General features: G+C 40.0%; 23 protein-coding genes. 16 read left to right on the plus strand and 7 right to left on the minus strand.

From position 1 onward, the window contains the following. Positions 1-222: 222 nt before the first annotated feature. The 7 genes from U2718_RS08035 (at position 223) to U2718_RS08065 (ending at position 5,661) form a co-directional block, all read left to right on the plus strand. Entirely contained in the window at positions 223-630 is a 408-nt protein-coding gene (locus tag U2718_RS08035; protein ID WP_341997756.1) for a hypothetical protein, read from the plus strand. Between the two features lie 40 nt (positions 631-670). After that, positions 671-988, plus strand: coding sequence for a hypothetical protein (locus U2718_RS08040; RefSeq protein WP_341997754.1), 318 nt, complete (start codon positions 671-673; stop codon positions 986-988). 400 nt (positions 989-1,388) lie between these two features. Then, a complete protein-coding gene (locus U2718_RS08045) occupies positions 1,389-1,742 on the plus strand; it encodes a phage holin family protein (protein WP_341997752.1) in 354 nt (117 codons plus the stop codon). 42 nt (positions 1,743-1,784) lie between these two features. Continuing rightward, on the plus strand, positions 1,785-2,597 hold the full coding sequence (locus tag U2718_RS08050) for a superoxide dismutase (protein ID WP_341997750.1): 813 nt from the start codon (positions 1,785-1,787) through the stop codon (positions 2,595-2,597). A gap of 12 nt (positions 2,598-2,609) precedes the next feature. Further along, complete coding sequence (locus U2718_RS08055) at positions 2,610-3,947, plus strand: ferric reductase-like transmembrane domain-containing protein (RefSeq protein WP_341997748.1); 1,338 nt, start codon at positions 2,610-2,612, stop codon at positions 3,945-3,947. A gap of 25 nt (positions 3,948-3,972) precedes the next feature. Beyond that, complete coding sequence (locus U2718_RS08060; RefSeq protein ID WP_341997766.1) at positions 3,973-4,212, plus strand: hypothetical protein; 240 nt, start codon at positions 3,973-3,975, stop codon at positions 4,210-4,212. Between the two features lie 3 nt (positions 4,213-4,215). Continuing rightward, positions 4,216-5,661, plus strand: a complete 1,446-nt coding sequence (locus tag U2718_RS08065; RefSeq protein ID WP_341997747.1) for a hypothetical protein — start codon at positions 4,216-4,218, stop codon at positions 5,659-5,661. Positions 5,662-5,667: 6 nt separating this feature from the next. On the opposite strand, the gene U2718_RS08070 is transcribed toward U2718_RS08065, so the two are convergent. Then, positions 5,668-6,441 carry a Uma2 family endonuclease gene (locus tag U2718_RS08070; RefSeq protein WP_341997745.1) on the minus strand — a complete coding sequence of 258 codons (774 nt, stop codon included), beginning with the start codon at positions 6,439-6,441 and terminating at the stop codon, positions 5,668-5,670. Positions 6,442-6,516: 75 nt separating this feature from the next. Continuing rightward, positions 6,517-6,648 (minus strand): hypothetical protein, encoded by a 132-nt coding sequence (locus tag U2718_RS08075; RefSeq protein WP_341997743.1) that lies wholly within the window; start codon positions 6,646-6,648, stop codon positions 6,517-6,519. Between the two features lie 431 nt (positions 6,649-7,079). On the opposite strand from U2718_RS08075, the gene U2718_RS08080 reads away from it, so the two are divergent. The 6 genes from U2718_RS08080 to U2718_RS08105 all read left to right on the plus strand — a co-directional run bounded on the left by U2718_RS08080 (position 7,080) and on the right by U2718_RS08105 (position 11,429). Beyond that, complete coding sequence (locus U2718_RS08080) at positions 7,080-7,859, plus strand: FHA domain-containing protein (protein ID WP_341997741.1); 780 nt, start codon at positions 7,080-7,082, stop codon at positions 7,857-7,859. 340 nt (positions 7,860-8,199) lie between these two features. Then, positions 8,200-8,505: a hypothetical protein gene (locus U2718_RS08085; protein ID WP_341997739.1), complete on the plus strand. Its 306-nt coding sequence runs from the start codon at positions 8,200-8,202 to the stop codon at positions 8,503-8,505. A gap of 225 nt (positions 8,506-8,730) precedes the next feature. Then, positions 8,731-9,084, plus strand: coding sequence for a YtxH domain-containing protein (locus U2718_RS08090; protein ID WP_341997738.1), 354 nt, complete (start codon positions 8,731-8,733; stop codon positions 9,082-9,084). A 14-nt stretch (positions 9,085-9,098) separates the two neighbouring features. Further along, entirely contained in the window at positions 9,099-9,632 is a 534-nt protein-coding gene (locus U2718_RS08095; RefSeq protein ID WP_341997736.1) for a DUF948 domain-containing protein, read from the plus strand. A 193-nt stretch (positions 9,633-9,825) separates the two neighbouring features. Further along, positions 9,826-10,632: a TPM domain-containing protein gene (locus tag U2718_RS08100; protein WP_341997734.1), complete on the plus strand. Its 807-nt coding sequence runs from the start codon at positions 9,826-9,828 to the stop codon at positions 10,630-10,632. Between the two features lie 164 nt (positions 10,633-10,796). After that, positions 10,797-11,429, plus strand: a complete 633-nt coding sequence (locus U2718_RS08105; RefSeq protein WP_341997764.1) for a precorrin-8X methylmutase — start codon at positions 10,797-10,799, stop codon at positions 11,427-11,429. Here the strand turns inward: U2718_RS08105 and U2718_RS08110 are convergent. Beyond that, positions 11,426-12,190, minus strand: a complete 765-nt coding sequence (locus U2718_RS08110) for a phosphate ABC transporter permease (protein WP_341997762.1) — start codon at positions 12,188-12,190, stop codon at positions 11,426-11,428. The two genes, U2718_RS08105 and U2718_RS08110, sit on opposite strands and share 4 nt — an antisense overlap. A gap of 86 nt (positions 12,191-12,276) precedes the next feature. Then, the gene (dapB, locus tag U2718_RS08115; protein ID WP_341997732.1) at positions 12,277-13,113 is read right to left on the minus strand and encodes a 4-hydroxy-tetrahydrodipicolinate reductase; all 837 of its coding nucleotides are present in this window, start codon (positions 13,111-13,113) and stop codon (positions 12,277-12,279) included. A 547-nt stretch (positions 13,114-13,660) separates the two neighbouring features. Here dapB and U2718_RS08120 point away from each other — a divergent pair. Then, positions 13,661-14,029: a hypothetical protein gene (locus tag U2718_RS08120; protein ID WP_341997731.1), complete on the plus strand. Its 369-nt coding sequence runs from the start codon at positions 13,661-13,663 to the stop codon at positions 14,027-14,029. Between the two features lie 208 nt (positions 14,030-14,237). Here U2718_RS08120 and psaK read toward each other — a convergent pair whose 3' ends face one another. Beyond that, on the minus strand, positions 14,238-14,498 hold the full coding sequence (psaK, locus tag U2718_RS08125) for a photosystem I reaction center subunit PsaK (protein ID WP_341997729.1): 261 nt from the start codon (positions 14,496-14,498) through the stop codon (positions 14,238-14,240). Positions 14,499-14,610: 112 nt separating this feature from the next. Beyond that, positions 14,611-14,775 carry a hypothetical protein gene (locus U2718_RS08130; protein WP_341997727.1) on the minus strand — a complete coding sequence of 55 codons (165 nt, stop codon included), beginning with the start codon at positions 14,773-14,775 and terminating at the stop codon, positions 14,611-14,613. A 372-nt stretch (positions 14,776-15,147) separates the two neighbouring features. Here U2718_RS08130 and U2718_RS08135 point away from each other — a divergent pair, with 372 nt between their 5' ends. Both U2718_RS08135 and U2718_RS08140 read left to right on the plus strand, forming a co-directional pair. Continuing rightward, the gene (locus U2718_RS08135; protein ID WP_341997725.1) at positions 15,148-15,291 is read left to right on the plus strand and encodes a hypothetical protein; all 144 of its coding nucleotides are present in this window, start codon (positions 15,148-15,150) and stop codon (positions 15,289-15,291) included. Positions 15,292-15,383: 92 nt separating this feature from the next. Next, positions 15,384-15,707 (plus strand): S-layer protein, encoded by a 324-nt coding sequence (locus U2718_RS08140; RefSeq protein WP_341997723.1) that lies wholly within the window; start codon positions 15,384-15,386, stop codon positions 15,705-15,707. 78 nt (positions 15,708-15,785) lie between these two features. Here U2718_RS08140 and U2718_RS08145 read toward each other — a convergent pair whose 3' ends face one another. Beyond that, on the minus strand, positions 15,786-16,532 hold the full coding sequence (locus U2718_RS08145; protein ID WP_341997721.1) for a ferritin-like domain-containing protein: 747 nt from the start codon (positions 16,530-16,532) through the stop codon (positions 15,786-15,788). Between the last annotated feature and the right edge of the window lie 117 nt (positions 16,533-16,649).

Here is a 16,649-nt window from a genome sequence, read left to right on the forward strand (position 1 = left end):
TTCTTTTTAGCTACCTAAAACTTTACAGCATACGTTTATTGTGTTGCCGTCACTTTCTATTCACATTCATTTCTCACACTGAACGTAGATGGAATATTTTATAATTTTGCCTCAATTAGCCTACAAGCCTTGGTTGTAACATACCTCGCTAATATAAGCATTTTTTCTCACACATCAACAAAATAACAGCAAATAATTACTTATGAGCGAGAGGGTAATGATATGTCTTTTAATAATCTTTTAGAACAAATTACATTCAATGAAACAAAAATAGCTGAAGCAAACTTGAGTATAGAGCAGCCTAATGGCGAAATACTTAATAGAGAAAATTTAAATGTCACATCTAGTCCCGATCCGGCACTGTTTGTGGCTCCTATCATATTTTTAGCAATGGCAGGGGTGATTGCTTCTCATAAACTCAAGCTCTTTCATGAGTTTAATCGGCTGAATAAATTGCAACAACATTCTTGTCAAAACTGCCGTTACTTCTCAAATAATAAATATCTCAAGTGTGCAGTAAATCCTATGACTGCTTTAACAGAAGAAGCAAAAAATTGTCTCGACTATCATCCTCAAAAGCAAATCAAACCTGCTTGGCTTTCCAGATTTACTAATAAAAAACGTGATTAATTCGTCATTAATCTTAGAATATAGCAATCCTAAATAATTTGTGAAATTCTTTCTTTTTACATTCCTTCGTGTTCTTTTTCCGGCAGAGTATCGCAATGATGTTTTTGTTACCATGCGGGGTTCTTGGAATCGCAACCCTCCCGTGGGATATAAAGTCGTGCGTTTACGTTTTCAAAATGGCAAACCGACTCAGTTTGAAGACTTTGTAACAGACTTCTTGACAAAAGGTGCAAAGGCACAGTTTGGTAGACTGGTTGGTTTAGCGATCGCATCAGCTGGTTCGCTGCTATTTGCCGATGATACTAACGGTGTAATTTATCGTGTCTCCTACACAGGTACGAAACCATCACCTCGTTAGCGATCGCAGTCAAATTACCTCTACTGCCTACTAATAGAATTCTAGATTTTCGTCACTTTTTACTCACATTTACTTTCAACACTAAATATATAGCAGTCCTAAATGATTTGTGAGATATTGCGTTTGGATTATTTTACTTTAGCTATTTATCATAAGTTACAGCCATTTTCAGATGAATAGACAATACTGTAAGGGCGGGTTTTGTTTCAATCTCTAGCTCAAACCGAAAGGATATCTGCTAAAGCCGCCCAGACAAAAAATTGTGGTTCAAATCAATGAAATTTGCTGTAATCATGACGAATGGTACTTGTCACGAAAAATTTTACAAACCAAATAGGACTGTTATGTGTAAATTCTCCTGAGCGAATTACTCGCTACTCGAAAAAAGAGAGGAACGATTATGGCTGGTCTGATTCTAACCTTGCTAGTCACTGCTGTTAGCTTTTTAATTATTTCTAGACTCCCATTTTTGGGAATTGAAATAGATGGTTTTGGTAAAGCAGTCATCACTGCTATAGTTTTTGGTATTCTTAATGCTATTTTACTGCCCATTCTGACTTTGTTTACTTTACCACTCATTATTTTGAGCATAGGATTATTCTTCTTTGTGTTAAATGCCATCATCTTCGGTTTGGCAGCTGCGATAGTTCCAGGATTTAGTTTACGTTATGGTTTTTGGAGTGCTTTATTAGGTTCAATTGCTTTAGCAATTATTAACTCAATTCTTCTGAGATTAGTAGCACAATTTACCTAAATCAAAAGTAACAGTTTTGGTAATTTTTTAATCAAATCCAATATGAAGAAATCATTTGTTTTACAACCAATAATTTGGTTTTTAACAGGAATTTTGTTAGTATCTACCTTATTTGCCTGTCAACCTCAACAGGTAGCAGAGTCACCAACAAACACTACAGCTACTCCTATACAAACAACCGCACCTGTCGCAGATACGCGTCCCATCGCTTATTTAGATCGCCAACTGAGTGCAAATCCCGCTCAGTTGCCACCATTACCTTACTCTTATAATGCTCTAGAGAAAGCTATTGATGCAGAAACAATGAAACTGCATCATAACAGACATCATGCAACTTATGTTGAGAATCTCAATGAGGCTTTAAAACAATATCCGCAACTGCAAGATAGAAGCGTGGAGGCTTTGCTGCGCGATCTCAATGGTGTACCTGAGGATATCCGCACAGCAGTACGCAATAATGGGGGTGGTCACCTTAACCATACAATTTTCTGGCAAATTATGAGTTCTCAAGGTGGCGGAGAACCAACAGGAGAAATTGCCCAAGAAATCAATCAAACCTTTGGCAGTTTTGAGGAGTTTAGAAAACAATTTAATGAAGCGGGAGGCGATCGCTTTGGCAGTGGTTGGGTTTGGCTAGTGCGCAATCCCCAAGGACAGTTGCAAATTACGAGTACACCTAATCAAGATAGCCCTATTACGGAAGGTTCTTACCCCATCATGGGTAATGACGTATGGGAACATGCATATTACCTTAGATACCAAAATCGCCGCGCTGAGTATTTGAATAATTGGTGGAACGTCGTCAACTGGCAGGAAATCAATAGACGTGCTCAAGCTTCACGCCAACAGAGTTAAAAGAGGTGGCTTATGAGAAGTTTGTTAATGCATAGTCCGGTTGTCATTGCAGCTGGCTGGATTGGGGCATATCTATTCATTACCCTCTTACCCTTATTAATTCTGCTCATCTATCCCCCACTAACAGGAGGAGGATTTTGGACTGACTTCTCAGTTGCTTTGGGTTTCATTGCTTTGGCAATGATGGCACTACAATTTGCTCTCACTGCCCGTATTAATCGTGTCGAAGCTTCCTACGGTATTGATATCATCCTCCAGTTTCACCGCTACATCTCGTTAGTAGCATTTGCATTCATTCTCATCCATCCGCTGATTTTGTTCTTAGTCCAGCCAGAAACGCTACAACTATTAAACGTTTTTACAGCACCGTGGCGAGCCAGAATGGCTGTTGCAGCAACATTGGCGTTGATAGCGCTAGTTATTACTACGATCTGGCGACAGCAACTGAAGATCCCTTACGAACCCTGGCGTACTTCTCATGGAGTTTTGGCAGTTTTAACGGTTGCTTTGGGATTGGGACACGCAATTGGCGTGGGTAATTACTTAGGGCTATTTTGGAAGGCAGTTTTGTGGACAGCGATCGCCCTAGTCGCTCTGTGGTTACTAGTTTACGTGCGTCTGGTGAAACCCTGGTTAATGCTGAAAAAGCCCTATCTGGTGGAGGAAGTACGAGCCGAACGCGGTGATGTGTGGACACTTGCATTGCGGCCTTTTGGACATAAAGGTTTTTGCTTCCAACCCGGACAATTTGCTTGGATTACCCTTGATATCTCCCCATTTCGGATGCGAGAACATCCATTCTCTATGTCTTCTAGTGGAGAACACGCTGAAAAGATAGAGTTTAGTATCAAAGCTCTGGGAGACTTTACCAATACCATCAAAGATGTTAAATCTGGAACGAAAGCTTTCCTAGACGGCCCTTACGGAGTATTTACTACAGATCGTTATGAAGACTCAGCAGGTTTTGTGCTCATTGCTGGGGGTATCGGCATCACACCAATAATGAGTATGTTAGTAACTGCCGTCGAACGTAAAGATGATCGTCCTTACTTAGTAATCTATGGCAGTAAAAATTGGGACGATATCACCTTTCGCGAAGAATTAGAGGGTTTGAAGAAAAAACTTGACTTGAGTATCATCCATGTTCTCAGAGAACCACCCGAAGATTGGTCAGGAGAAACTGGATATGTAGACAAGGAACTTTTGGAGCGATACATACCCAAACGACGCGCCACACGGCAGTACTTTATCTGTGCATCACCCAAGATGATGGATCAAGTAGAATTAGCCTTGCATGATCTTGGAGTTTCACCCACGAACATTCACATGGAACACTTCAATCTTGTTTAATTGAGTTAGTAGTGGTGGGTTTGTGTTGAAGATATTTCTTAATTTACAGAGAGATATTTTCGTTCAACCCGCACATATAGTAGTTAGTAGTAAATTTGCTCAACCAACAATTACTATGCGTTACAGCATCATGCTTCAAATTGTCACAGGTATTACCCTAATTTTAGTTGGTGGTGGTGCTTTGTTTGCTTGGATACAAAACCGTCCTGTCGAAACTACAGAAGTAAATGAAAATAGAAATTTAAGTACGATTTCTTCAGATTAGATAATGGCAAAGTATACACCTCATTTTGAACGCCAGCATCTTTGGCACGAACGCCTGATTGCGCTCATTGCCTTGCTCAACTTATTGCTAGTGTTTTTTAACGCCAGCTATTTATACGCACGTGATTTTTACCTACAAACTATCCCTGCACTTACCCGTTTTTATGACCCTCTTAAGGGTATAAAACCTCATCCAGAAACTGTTAATTATCTAAAGCAGATAGAAGCTTTAGAAGCACAAGTTATAGCAACGGGATTGCAGTCACCCCAGGTAGAAAATCAACTGGCACAACTGCGTCAAATCAGCCTGCAAATAATAGAAGATAATCCTTTCGCAGTCGCAAATCAAAGCAGAATATTAGAAAAAATTAATAATGAGCTTCGGCAAAGAACAGGTGAAAGCTTTGCTCGTGATGCTTTTACAACTTTTTGGAGTTTAGCTCACTTGCAGAGTAGAGGATGGCAGCAAGAAATTAATTTTTGGAATTATCAAATTCACCCTTTAATTCAGACTAACTATTATCGAGAGCTGAATAGATTTGGAAAATTCGTTGATTATTTTTGGTTACTTGACTTGCCATTTATAATCGTATTTGCTCTCGACTTGTTAACACGTACCTACTTTATCAAATGCCGATATCCAGAAATAAGTTGGTTCCAAGCTCTGTTGCGGCGTTGGTACGATATCCTCTTATTGTTACCATTTTGGCGATCGCTACGAGTCATTCCCGTCACAATTCGCCTTTACCAAACAGATTTATTAAACCTGGAACCCGTAAGAGCAGAAGCTCAACGCGATTTCGTCATTGGCTTTGCCGCAGAATTGACAGAAATGGTAGGTATTCAGGTTATTGACCAAATCCAGGCATCGATTCAACGCGGAGATGTAACCACCTGGTTGTTTCATCCTGAGTCTCGCCAACCTTATGTGCAGGTAAATAATACAAATGAAGTTCATGCACTAACTACTCGTCTGGTTAATGTCAGCGTTTATGATGTGCTTCCAAAAGTGCAACCAGATATTGAAGACTTGTTACACCACACTATCACTACCACTCTTAACCAATTACCAGCTTGGCAACAATTGCAGTACTTGCCTGGTTTACGCCATCTACCATCTCAGCTCACAGAAAATTTGTCAAAATCTATATCTCAAGTTGCATATAAAAACTTGGTTAATGTCATAGAAGATCCAGTATTAGCAGAGATTCTTTCCCGTTTAGGTAATAACTTTCGCGAGGGTCTAGAAAAAGAGTTGCAGAAAAAACACAACGTTCAAGAAATTCAGACTTTACTGATAGATCTACTCGAAGAAATTAAAATTAATTACGTTAAAGGTATTCAAGAAGTTGGAATTGAACAACTCCTTGATGAAACCGAGCAATTACATTACAAAATTAAATCTTACTCTAATATACCCTCAGGTTCACTTGTTAAGAAAAGCAATTAATCATGTTTAATCTATAGGCAAGTTATTCGGATCAATTCCTTGAGATTGTAAATAAGCTATGAGCTTTTCTTTTTGCTGGCATTCTTGTTCTGCACGTTGGCGTTCTTGTTCTGCGCGTTGGCGTTCTTGTTCAATCACTTCCACAGCCCACGGTAACAAATTACCTGCCTGATCCCACCACCGCAGCCAATAACCAGTTCGGGCTTCTTTTGTTCCTTGCCAAGTTCCCAAAAATAAACCCATTGAATCAATCCAATGACGACCATTCTCATCTGGCTGCTTTAGTTCGTACCGTCTATTTTCTAGTTGATAAAATTCCAATAAACCACCACTAGGGTCAAAAATTACATATATGGGAACCTGCAAAATTTGCTCGTAAAAAAACCATTTTCCTGGCGGATAGGTTCGTTTTACCGAATATTCTTCCCCCTGAGTTTCGGATAAAAATTCCATCACCACCGCAGGGACATCCCCTTCTAAATTGGGTGTGTAGCTTTTGCGTTCTCCTAAAACTTGATTGACACAAGGAACATAAACCCAATCTGGTGCTTTAACAATAAATTGACTGTTCACAGTCGCACAAAGACCAAAATTGGAAGCAATCAACATCTGAGGTTGGATGAAACCACTGATTTCTAAACTTTCACGCAATGCACCAGCCAAAATTGGCTGACCTGTATTTTCCACTGGTTCATCCTCTAATTGAAAATCGTCGGGCAAAGCTTCCCATGAGATTACCAGTTCAGTTGACAATTTGGTTTCACCAAGTTGGGTTGCCATAAAGACTGCCTTTGGTCGATTTGTTTTTATTTTATCGTTGTCAGTTGGTGTAATAGTAATTCGTCATTAAGAAATTCATATTGCAGTGATTCTTGCTTGTAATGCTGCGATCAATCCCTCTACGGCTAGTATGTCTATGTCCTTGGTAAAATTACTTAAATTATCATAGTGACAATTCAAGGCGATCGCATCTATGAATTTGACCAAATATTTTTGATCAGTTACTTTCCTAACAAATCGGTAAAATTTGGTTTTTTGGGCAATTTGGCACGTATATTGAGTTGTGACTCTTAAGATGAAGGTAATCAGTTATAAGCTGGTTCGTAGAGCATTGCCCTGGCATCGTGCCGGGGTTTTTGTTAGCAAAGAGTTAGCTTGATTTCGGCATTTTGGCAAATATTGAAATTAATAGAAGAGTATTGTAAAAACACCATACGTTCTTGTGCAAATCTCCCGGCTAACTACCGGGTCTTTTTATAAAAAAACTTTGTTAATCTACTCATATATTAATAATTGGTAATTGGTAGATACAATTATTACCAGAGTTAAAATAAGAAAATTTCAGATAATCAACTGAAAACTTTTTGTCTCTAGATTACAGAATCTGGAGAAAATAAAATTTTTTCTGAAAATAAGCCATGCAAAATTTAGGGACACTACAGACAAAAAGTCTGGGTTTAGAGCTTTTTCATGTTCAAACTCACACGTCTTTTGAAATACAACCGTATTTTTCTGTCATTCGTATAGGTAAGCCGAATGCAACTATTAATCCTGATGTGGATGTTTCCGATTTACCAGATGCGAATATAGTTTCTCGCACACACGCAGAAATTCAGTTACAAGAAAGTACTTATTGTATAGAAGATTTAGGCAGTGCTAATGGTACATATCTCAACGACATCAAATTAGATCCAAAAACTCGCTATCCTCTCAAACCAGGAGATAAAATTGACCTGGGACAAGGCAGCAAAGTAACTTTTATATTTCGACACAAACAACACAATAAATCAAATATTGGTAATATCTCCAATCCCACACTAATGCAACCTCCAAACCGCGTTGCTCGGACAAGCAAAATATTAGGTGCATCCCTAATAGTTGCAGGTATCTTGATTTTGGCTGCCAGCACTCAAGTTGGTTTATTTGTACGTCTACCAGGTGTGTTGCTGAGTATTGCCGGAGTTGCGGTTCTGCTAGTGGGTTGTGTCAACCGCATGATCGGATGGTTGTTGATATTGGGAGGAATAGCAGTTATTGCTTTTACTGGTGGTATATTTGCGTCAATAAATCTTCTGTCTGTTTTGGTGGCATCTGCTTTGTTCGCTGCGGGATATCAGTTGTTTACCTCTGGCAAAATCTGGAAGTACGATTTACAAACTCTCCAGACATTAGTAAAGAAACACAGACACAAACAATGAAATGCGATCGCCAAAAAAATCCAGTACTGTTTGAGCTTGCTTGAGATTGTCTATAGCTTTCAATATTCCTAGTACAAACTCAGCTCAACCTAGTTTAATTTTCTTGATCTTATACCTTCACCAGTTACAACAGCCCGGAGGCACAGCCTCCAAACGCTCGTTACCAGGTTCAACCTAGTAACGAGAATTAAGAGCCTTTGGCTCTTCTTGAGAATAGTGCAAGATGTCAATGAGTAATGTAGAAACTACTGCTCACAAAATTCTCTCTAGCTATGATGAAGTCAGAATCTAGCTCAGTTCCACAAAAAAATCTTTGTTTTGGTACTGCTAAAGGAAAGCAATGGTACAAATTGTAGTTGTAATTAATATGCTCATCTCAGCAATTCTACTTTATATAGCTTGGCGAGTATGGCGACTGCGACTACGATGCACTCGGATCACTAATTGGTTCATTCTCGCTGAACGTCGCTCTCATGCGGTATTACGTAATGCACCAGAAGCTATCTATATTAGTCAGTACCAAATTCAAAACTTGCGGCAAACTAACCAAGTGCTAGAGATACAACTCCAACAATTGCGACAGATTGTTAGTCTGTTGGTTGTTGGACAAAGAATATGGCGTAGATATTTGCGAAAAAGTTGGTAGGGGCGGGTTTTGCTGATAATCTTGCCGTTCAAACCGAGAATTTGTCTTCTAAACCCGCTCGTACATCCCCATTTCCTATCCAAATTGTGTTAAGTCAATAACAATAGCGCCACTCAGGCAACCTTTATATTGATATATTGTCTGTAAGTTGGGATGATTTCAATATTTGGGCCTTGCAAGGTGTGAAAACCTGCATAAAATGGGTGTAAGGAGAAAAACAGCAAAATGTCTAACAACCGTTCTGGAGTATTTTTTGGCGGTTTAATGCTAGGAGCTACCATCGGTGCTTTGACTGGGTTGCTCGTAGCTCCACGTGCAGGGCGCGAAACACGTCAACTATTGAAAAAATCTGCCAATGCCCTGCCAGAATTGGCAGAAGATTTATCAACGAGTGTCCAACTTCAGGCAGATCGCCTATCTGCAAATGCATTAAGAAATTGGGATGAAACATTTGAGCGACTGCGGGAAGCGATCGCTGCTGGTATAGAAGCCAGTCAAAGAGAAAATCAAGCAATTAAGCGAAAAGATGCTCCTTCAGAAGCTAACTCAGATTCTATTGCCCAGCACAGAGATAGCTAATCAACGACGTAACTGTGAGTGAACCTCTGTTTTGGCTGGGATTATCTATACTCCTAGTCGCCACCAGTTTGACTGCTGTTTTGGTGGCGGCTATACCGGCTTTGCAAGAGGTGGCGCGTGCAGCTCGTAGTGCGGAAAAGTTTTTTGATACTCTCTCACGGGAACTACCACCAACCTTAGATGCTATCCGCATGACTAGCTTGGAAATCACTGATTTAACAGATGATGTCAGTGAAGGTGTTAAAAGTGCTTCTGGTGTAGTCAAGCAAGTTGATCAAAGTTTCAATAGCGCTAAACAGCAGGCTCAAAATCTTCAAGTTGGTACGCGTAGCCTGTTTGTTGGTGTCAAAGCGGCATTGAAAACCCTAACGCGCCCCAAATCTTCCAAAAGAAGTGGCGATCGCTTATCGGTAAATCAAAAAGGCGTGCTTTCATCCCGATCAAAAAAAGCGATCAGACAATACAAACCTTATCGCAATCAAGATATCTACAATGATGCAAATAGTTGGGACAGCAATAATACAGAAGATTGGCAGGACGAAGAATAGAAATTAGAAAAGCCAAATACAGATAAATACGGAGTCGCTCCCTACAATTCAACCATCAGGAGGCGAAAGCAATCCTTTTGCCAGATAAAATAAATTAGAGTAAAGTTAAAAAGTGTAAAGAATTATCACTTTTCACCTAATCTTTAAAAATAACTCATTCAAGTCCATTGTGAAGATTTGTATAGAGAAGCCCATGCAGCATTGTTTTTGGCGACGGATTTTGGCATTTTGCGCGGTGTTTCTTTTGGCAGGTTCAGTTTGGGCAACCCACTCTCCCCGTGCCTACGCCTACGAGAATCCGAATTTATTACCCGATATTCCAACCCCTGTCATAGATTTAGCCAAGTCTCTTACCATTGTTCAGGAAGAAAACTTAGCTCAAGAATTAGAGCGATTTGAAGCTGAAACTGGCTGGAAACTGAGAGTTTTGACTCAGTATGATCGCACCCCCGGTAGAGCAGTGAAAGAGTTTTGGGGGTTAGATGACAAAAGCGTTCTCCTCGTAGCCGATGCTAGTGGTGGTAATATTCTCAATTTTAATGTCGGTGATGCTGTTTATAAGTTTCTTCCTCGTACTTTTTGGGTAGAATTGCAAACACGTTTTGGCAATTTATACTTTGTACGCGAGCAAGGTGAAGACCAAGCTATTTTACAGTCTCTAGAGTCGATTGAAACTTGTTTGCGTCAAGGAGGTTGCCGTGTTGTTCCTGGATTGCCCAGAGAACAATGGATTCTTACCCTCGTTACCTCAATCATTGGTGGAGTTATTTGTGGATTTGCTGCTCAACCCCGACGCGAAGGACAAATTTTGGCTTGGCAATGGGCATTAATTTTTTCTCCTTTATGGGGAATTTTGTTTATTGCCTTCGGTATTGGGCCAGTAGTATCACGTACTTCTGAATGGCTACCTCTAATTCGTAATATCTCCGGCTTTCTAATTGGCGCTTTAGTTGCGTACTTATCTCCTGTTTTCAGTCGCTCATCAGCATCGGAGACGTAATATTTGGGACTAGGGGATAAGGACAAAAAGACGCGGAGAGGGGGAGACGCGGTGACGCGGGGAAATAGTTCTCTCTCCGCGTCACCGCGTCCCCGTGTCCTCTTCTCCCCAATCCCCAATCTTTACTGATAAGCTGAAAGCTGTTAGGTAAAAGCTTAATAATGATGGAATGGCACGCAACTGATGCTCAGAGTTTGGCAATAATTGATGATGAATTTGGCGATCATGTCTTTTCTCCGGCTGAGTACGAAATTGTGCGACGGAGCATTTACGCTACAGGGGATTTTGAGTATAAATCTTTGATTCGCTTTTCTGACAGTGCCTTGCAAGCGGGTGCTGCTGCTTTGGCTGCACGTACGACTATCATAGTAGATGTACCGATGGTACAAGTAGGCATTAGCTATGATATCCAAAATACTTTTGCTAATCCGATATATTGTGGCATAGATGCCCCTGCTCGCCCTCAAAAGGAAAAAACTCGTGTAGCTTGGGGCATGGAGACTTTAGCCAAGCGATATCCAGAGGGTATATTTGTGGTAGGACAAGCAAAAACTGCTTTGACAATATTGGTTGATTTGATTGAAGTAGAGGAAATTAAGCCTGCTTTAGTTATTGCTACACCAGCAAGTTTTATGAATGTGGATACTGCCAAAGAGCGATTGCGAGATTCTCTAGTACCCAACATCATAATTGATAGCCGCAAAGGTGGTGCTATGGTGGCTGTTGCAATTATTGATGGTTTGGTAGATTTAGCTTGGCAGGCTTATGGACAAGCAGGCAATAATCAGCAAAGTTAGTAGTTATCCATTTCCTCTTCTTCCCATCTTCTACTTTGCCTACTTCCCTTATTTCTCCTACTCTCCCTACTTTCTACATCTACTTCTGGGCGATAACGCTGACTACGTCTTTCTTGCTGGCGATCGCGCAAACGGCGACTCACTTCAGGAAAGTAATCTCGACGTAGATAAGGATAATCGTTCACCCACAACTCGCGCCTGGGAATGTAAACATCAGTGATTTGTTCGATCCTGCTCAAATCTGGGCGATTTGACATCACCACCATTTCTGCTACTTGCCCACGAGTGATAGCCTTGTGTTCAACCCGTAGTGGGGCTTTAATTTGGGCTGTAAATCCCGTGTCATCGCCTACTTCCAAGTTAATTCGTTTTTCTCGATTTTCTACGATGACTAAATCACCTTTACCATCAACGGTTTCTTGTTTGCCAACTAACTCATCGGTGATCCACCAATCCAAAACTCGCCCGCGGAAAAAGCCACTGTATTTATAACGGCGACATTTGGCATTTTGCATACTAGCCCAAAAAACTGGCCCCCACAACCAGTAGAAAGCACCGATTAGTCCTAGTAAAAATACTATGGGGCCAAAATCAAGCCGAAAAATAACTTTGACCACTAAAACAATAGCTGCTGCGACTACAGAAATTAATAGCCGCTGTAAAAAATCTGGAAATTTTCCCCAATAATACTTGTACTGTTGGCCAGTGGCGATTAAGGGGACAAGTTGATTAAATTTTTCGCGAGTCAGTGGGACAAGCATTCGGATTTTTGATTTGATGATGGAGCCACTGCGCTCTTGGTGTTTTATACCAGTTGTAGCACGTGGCATGACTGTGAATTAAAAATTTAGAGTATTTTTTCTAAACCATATACTAACGACTTTAGCTGAAGAACTTTGCGGATTGCTAGTATTACTCCTGGCATATAGGCAGTGCGATCGCTCGTATCATGCCGTAAAGTATAAATTTGACCAAGCGCACCGAAAATAACTTCCTGATGAGCAATTAGTCCTGGTAAACGTACACTGTGAATTCTAATTCCTTCGTCTGCCAGACTACCTCTTGCTCCTGCTAATTTTTCTGTTTCTTTGACAATTGGCTGGTTAAATGTTTTTCCCATCTCAGCCAACATCTGAGCTGTTTGAATGGCAGTACCACTAGGAGCATCAGCTTTTTGATTATGATGTAATTCTATAATTTCTACATGGTCGAAGTGTTGAGATGCTGCTATTGCTGCTTGTTGGAGTAAAACCATGCCAATAGAGAAATTGGGAATAATGAGGCATCCAGTACTGGCTTTATCGGCAAAATCTGCCAAATCTTGAATTTGTTCGGGACTTAATCCGGTAGTACCAACAACCGGACGGATACCGTAAGCGATCGCGCTGCGAATATTATCATATACAGAATCAGGATGGGTAAAATCCACCATTACTCCTGGTTGCATATGCCTCTCACCAGCCACATATCCCAGCATCGGTTCCAATTGATTAGTAATAGGCACTTCTAGGGGTTCATTTAAACCTGCTATCTCTCCTGCGTCTTTACCTTGATGTTCAAGACTGGTATCGATAGCACCCATTAGGCTTAGATCTGGTGCTTGCGCCACAGCCTTGATTACCTCACGGCCCATTTTACCTGCTGCACCATTGACAATCACTGGAATCAGATTTTGATTTGCCATAAATCGAGAAATGCTTTTGTACCCAACAAGCGCATTGTAGGAGAATTTGGTGTTCTAGAACTTTGCTCCTCACCAAAAACAGTGCGATATGTACTCAGACAGAATTAATTACCTAAATAAAATTAATTACACATTCCTTATGCTGTTCCCCGTTCCCTTTTTTGAGTTGCTTATTACTTTGCCTGATCAGGGAACTTGGCTATTGTAGAGTTAGTCGATGACTTCAACTTGGTCTAAGCTAGCTGAAGTTGGTTGTGCGATTATTCAAAGTTCGGCTGAAACTCCAAGTAGCCTTCATGAACTGCCTACACAGAATGGATGAAAAAACTTTCCTCCCTTCTGCCATCTGTTTTAAGTTAATTTTACCGAAAGGGTGCGCAGCACAAACTAGTTGCAAAAACGAGGATTTAAAGTTGTGTCTGCTTTTTCAGCATTACTTGGGTTATATCTTTCAGACAACTTTGTATACAATTTACTGAAAATCAACTAGCTAATGTGAGAATATGGCCACCTTACCTTCGTTAATCAAAAACATCCTGGAGTACAGATGAATAAGAAATTTGTCCTCACTTTACTTTCCAGCCCTGTGCTCTTTGCGTCTATGCTGTCTATGCTCATGATTGCTCATCCAGCAAGCGCAAATCAAACGGTGAAACCGTCAGGAGCTCGCCTTTCCTGCGTTAGAGATACCCACTCAGTATCTCCTCGTTTTGGATGTACACAGGCAACCAAAACCAACACTACAACATCTAAACCAGAGGTAGCGGCACCACAGAATTCCGATCCCAGTAGTATTAAAGAACTCAATTTTACTGAAGAAGAAAGTGATGCTGCTATAGCTATGTTTGGCTGTGACTGCGCCGTTTGTCTCAATGCTATACGTCAAATGCGTGGTTTAACTCCTATGCAAGTTTAGCAGACTGAGCTTATAGATTAAGTTTGAGTTGGATTTTATATACAGAAATAGTCGGAAATCATCAAAGGTAAAAGTAACAAGTTGTTCTGTTGCTTTTACTTTTTTATTTTCAAATTTACAAAAAAAGCCAGAGAAATAATTCTCTGGCTTACAACTGGAGACAAAAGCATTTCTAGGCATCATAACTAACGTTATGGATGAAATAAATCTAGAATCTTCCTAGATTGTGTAATCCCAAGATTACACCTGCTCCTAGAATATGACCAAAGGCGGTAGTAGCTAATAGTGCTGGTAAACCAAAACCACCAAAAAACTGAGATGAAGGTAGAGCAGGCTCTGAGTTCGGATATCTAATGGTTGATTTACCAAAAGCAATGGCAAAGATGTTGCAGAGAATCATAATTACCCCAATCGTTGGATTCCATTGCAGGGGTGTGGTTGCAGCGGCTAGTAAAGTCGATGTCAACAACTGATTTTCTCCTTAAAATAGGTTAATGCTTCTGAAAATATTCATGTGAATTTAATACCAATAAATTCAATCTAAATATTAATTATGCATTAATATTTAATATTTTTTCTTATTACTTAATATATTTTTCAAGCACTTTGAATATCGCCTCTATGTAAAATTTCAGCCATTGGATAAGTTTGTGCTTGCGATCGCCATCTGTTTGTCCTCTATTTGCTACTCTTGCTTTTGATAGCTTGTAAGTAGGTTCACAACAAAATAAATTAAGAATCTTCACAATTTTCAGAGTGCGATCGCTCTTGTCGCTCCTTTATGGGAAAATAGAATCTAATATCTTACCATCACGAAAAACTGTTGGTAATTTTTTAGGCAAGGGAACGCTTAATAAACATAAGTATTAGTTGAGACAATTGCGTACTTGTTCTCTCAATTAATGCAGCATATTTTATATTTATCTCATACCTTTTTTAGGAGGTTTAAGGAAAATATTCAAAATACAAATGTTTGGAGAAAAAGTATTAAATATTGCTTTCAATATCAATTAGTTAGACTTGAGAAGATAGGATGCTCAAGCCTAATATCCTGATCTCAAATTAACTAGCGATCATTGCATGTCTGGTGAAGCGCAAAATAATCGGAGGGGATAAATATGGCAATTCGTAGCAATAATTCAGAAACCAATAATTTCTGGCAAAAAATCCAACAAGATTCTGTTAGTTGGGGAGCATTGATACTTTGGATGGTTGGGTTAGCTGTAATGTTAACATTGGTGGCAATGTTTGCTTACATATAGTTTTTGTGACCTTGCCTGAGTTAGATAACAGAGGGCGCTGACATCTTTAGAAAACTAAACTAGAGATGTATAAATAGGTAACTTTAAGACTTATGAGCATCAAAATTCTGACTAGCTTTGTAGTATTGATTGCTAGCAGTTTCGTTATTCCTGTAAAAGCACAAGAACCTGGCAATCAGGTTCCAGCAAAACCGAATCCAGTTTCCAAAGCTTGCGTTCAAAATCAAGCTGAGACTTTACCCAATCCTTTTAGTGACGTGCCATCCAACCATTGGGCTTTTAAAGCAGTGATGACAATGTATTACTGCGGAGCCTTTCGCCAAGCTACTCCAGCTGCTTTATTTGAGCAAGTACAACCAACAGAAAAACAGCAGCAACCTTCACAGAGTTCGCAACCTCAGAATCAGAGGATCTAAACAAAGAGAACAAGAGAATAGACACGAGGTAAAAGGTAAAAGCAAAAACAATTACCTTTTACCTTATTTTCTAATGACTTATGCAACCATTAATTCAGAATCATTTTCTGAGGGTGCACTATCTTGTACTAACAAACGGGTTTGTCCTTTACCCTGCAATAAATTATCAGCAAATGCCAACATCGCGTTGACTTTACGAGTGCGCCACTGATTGACTAATTTTTGCACCTCATCCGCAGACATCCGTCGCATCATCGCTTCGTACAAATAGCTAGCGTGATCGGTTTCATCTTTAGCAATACTTAACATACCTAACTTGAGATTGCGAGTTTTTGGATCGTTCTCAGGCAAAACATTTGCCATTCGCGTAAAATCCTTACTAGCATCCAACTCTAGAATGTAAGTACTACCCATAAATACATTCCAGTCAATTGCATCTGGTTTTAATTGTTCTGGAGTGAAACCCTCAAAATAGGCTGCAAAAAAGGGACTGCGTCGTTCCTGTGATTTCTTTTCTTCCGTGTTTTTTGGCAAACTTTTAAAATCAATAACTTGTTTATGCAACTGTTTTAAAGCATGAGCAAAAATTTGTCCGTGTCTGGTTTCGTCTGCTGCGTGTTTTGATAGTTTTTCTGCCAACCATGTATCACCTTCTGCTGCGGCTCGTTCACCGAGTTTAGTCAAAAAAGGTACAGAACCAGATTCTGCGAGTTGAAACCCTGCAAGGATGTTAGGACGGGTTTTGATATCGCGGATTTGTGCGGCAGAATAATATGCAACTGCGCCTGAACCCACCAAATGCAAGACGTAAGTCAACAAGTTCATCAGAGATTTGCCCTCATTTTTGGAAAGTGAGATGCCTTTTCTTATAGTAAACTTTTATTTTTTCAATGCTTGGTCAGCTCATTTGCTGTTGCCTAGATTCCTACTCAAGGTTTATAT

The sequence above is a fragment of the Chlorogloeopsis sp. ULAP02 genome (assembly GCF_038404745.2).
Lineage (GTDB): Bacteria > Cyanobacteriota > Cyanobacteriia > Cyanobacteriales > Nostocaceae > Chlorogloeopsis.

Coding starts and splice junctions, on each gene's coding strand:
- U2718_RS08035 (WP_341997756.1), top strand. CDS start 223: ATGTCTTTTAATAATCTTTTAGAACAAATTACATTCAATGAAACAAAA.
- U2718_RS08045 (WP_341997752.1), top strand. CDS start 1,389: ATGGCTGGTCTGATTCTAACCTTGCTAGTCACTGCTGTTAGCTTTTTA.
- U2718_RS08050 (WP_341997750.1), top strand. CDS start 1,785: ATGAAGAAATCATTTGTTTTACAACCAATAATTTGGTTTTTAACAGGA.
- U2718_RS08055 (WP_341997748.1), top strand. CDS start 2,610: ATGAGAAGTTTGTTAATGCATAGTCCGGTTGTCATTGCAGCTGGCTGG.
- U2718_RS08065 (WP_341997747.1), top strand. CDS start 4,216: ATGGCAAAGTATACACCTCATTTTGAACGCCAGCATCTTTGGCACGAA.
- U2718_RS08070 (WP_341997745.1), bottom strand. CDS start 6,441: ATGGCAACCCAACTTGGTGAAACCAAATTGTCAACTGAACTGGTAATC.
- U2718_RS08080 (WP_341997741.1), top strand. CDS start 7,080: ATGCAAAATTTAGGGACACTACAGACAAAAAGTCTGGGTTTAGAGCTT.
- U2718_RS08085 (WP_341997739.1), top strand. CDS start 8,200: ATGGTACAAATTGTAGTTGTAATTAATATGCTCATCTCAGCAATTCTA.
- U2718_RS08090 (WP_341997738.1), top strand. CDS start 8,731: ATGTCTAACAACCGTTCTGGAGTATTTTTTGGCGGTTTAATGCTAGGA.
- U2718_RS08100 (WP_341997734.1), top strand. CDS start 9,826: ATGCAGCATTGTTTTTGGCGACGGATTTTGGCATTTTGCGCGGTGTTT.
- U2718_RS08105 (WP_341997764.1), top strand. CDS start 10,797: ATGGAATGGCACGCAACTGATGCTCAGAGTTTGGCAATAATTGATGAT.
- U2718_RS08110 (WP_341997762.1), bottom strand. CDS start 12,190: ATGCTTGTCCCACTGACTCGCGAAAAATTTAATCAACTTGTCCCCTTA.
- dapB (WP_341997732.1), bottom strand. CDS start 13,113: ATGGCAAATCAAAATCTGATTCCAGTGATTGTCAATGGTGCAGCAGGT.
- U2718_RS08120 (WP_341997731.1), top strand. CDS start 13,661: ATGAATAAGAAATTTGTCCTCACTTTACTTTCCAGCCCTGTGCTCTTT.
- U2718_RS08135 (WP_341997725.1), top strand. CDS start 15,148: ATGGCAATTCGTAGCAATAATTCAGAAACCAATAATTTCTGGCAAAAA.
- U2718_RS08140 (WP_341997723.1), top strand. CDS start 15,384: ATGAGCATCAAAATTCTGACTAGCTTTGTAGTATTGATTGCTAGCAGT.
- U2718_RS08145 (WP_341997721.1), bottom strand. CDS start 16,532: ATGAACTTGTTGACTTACGTCTTGCATTTGGTGGGTTCAGGCGCAGTT.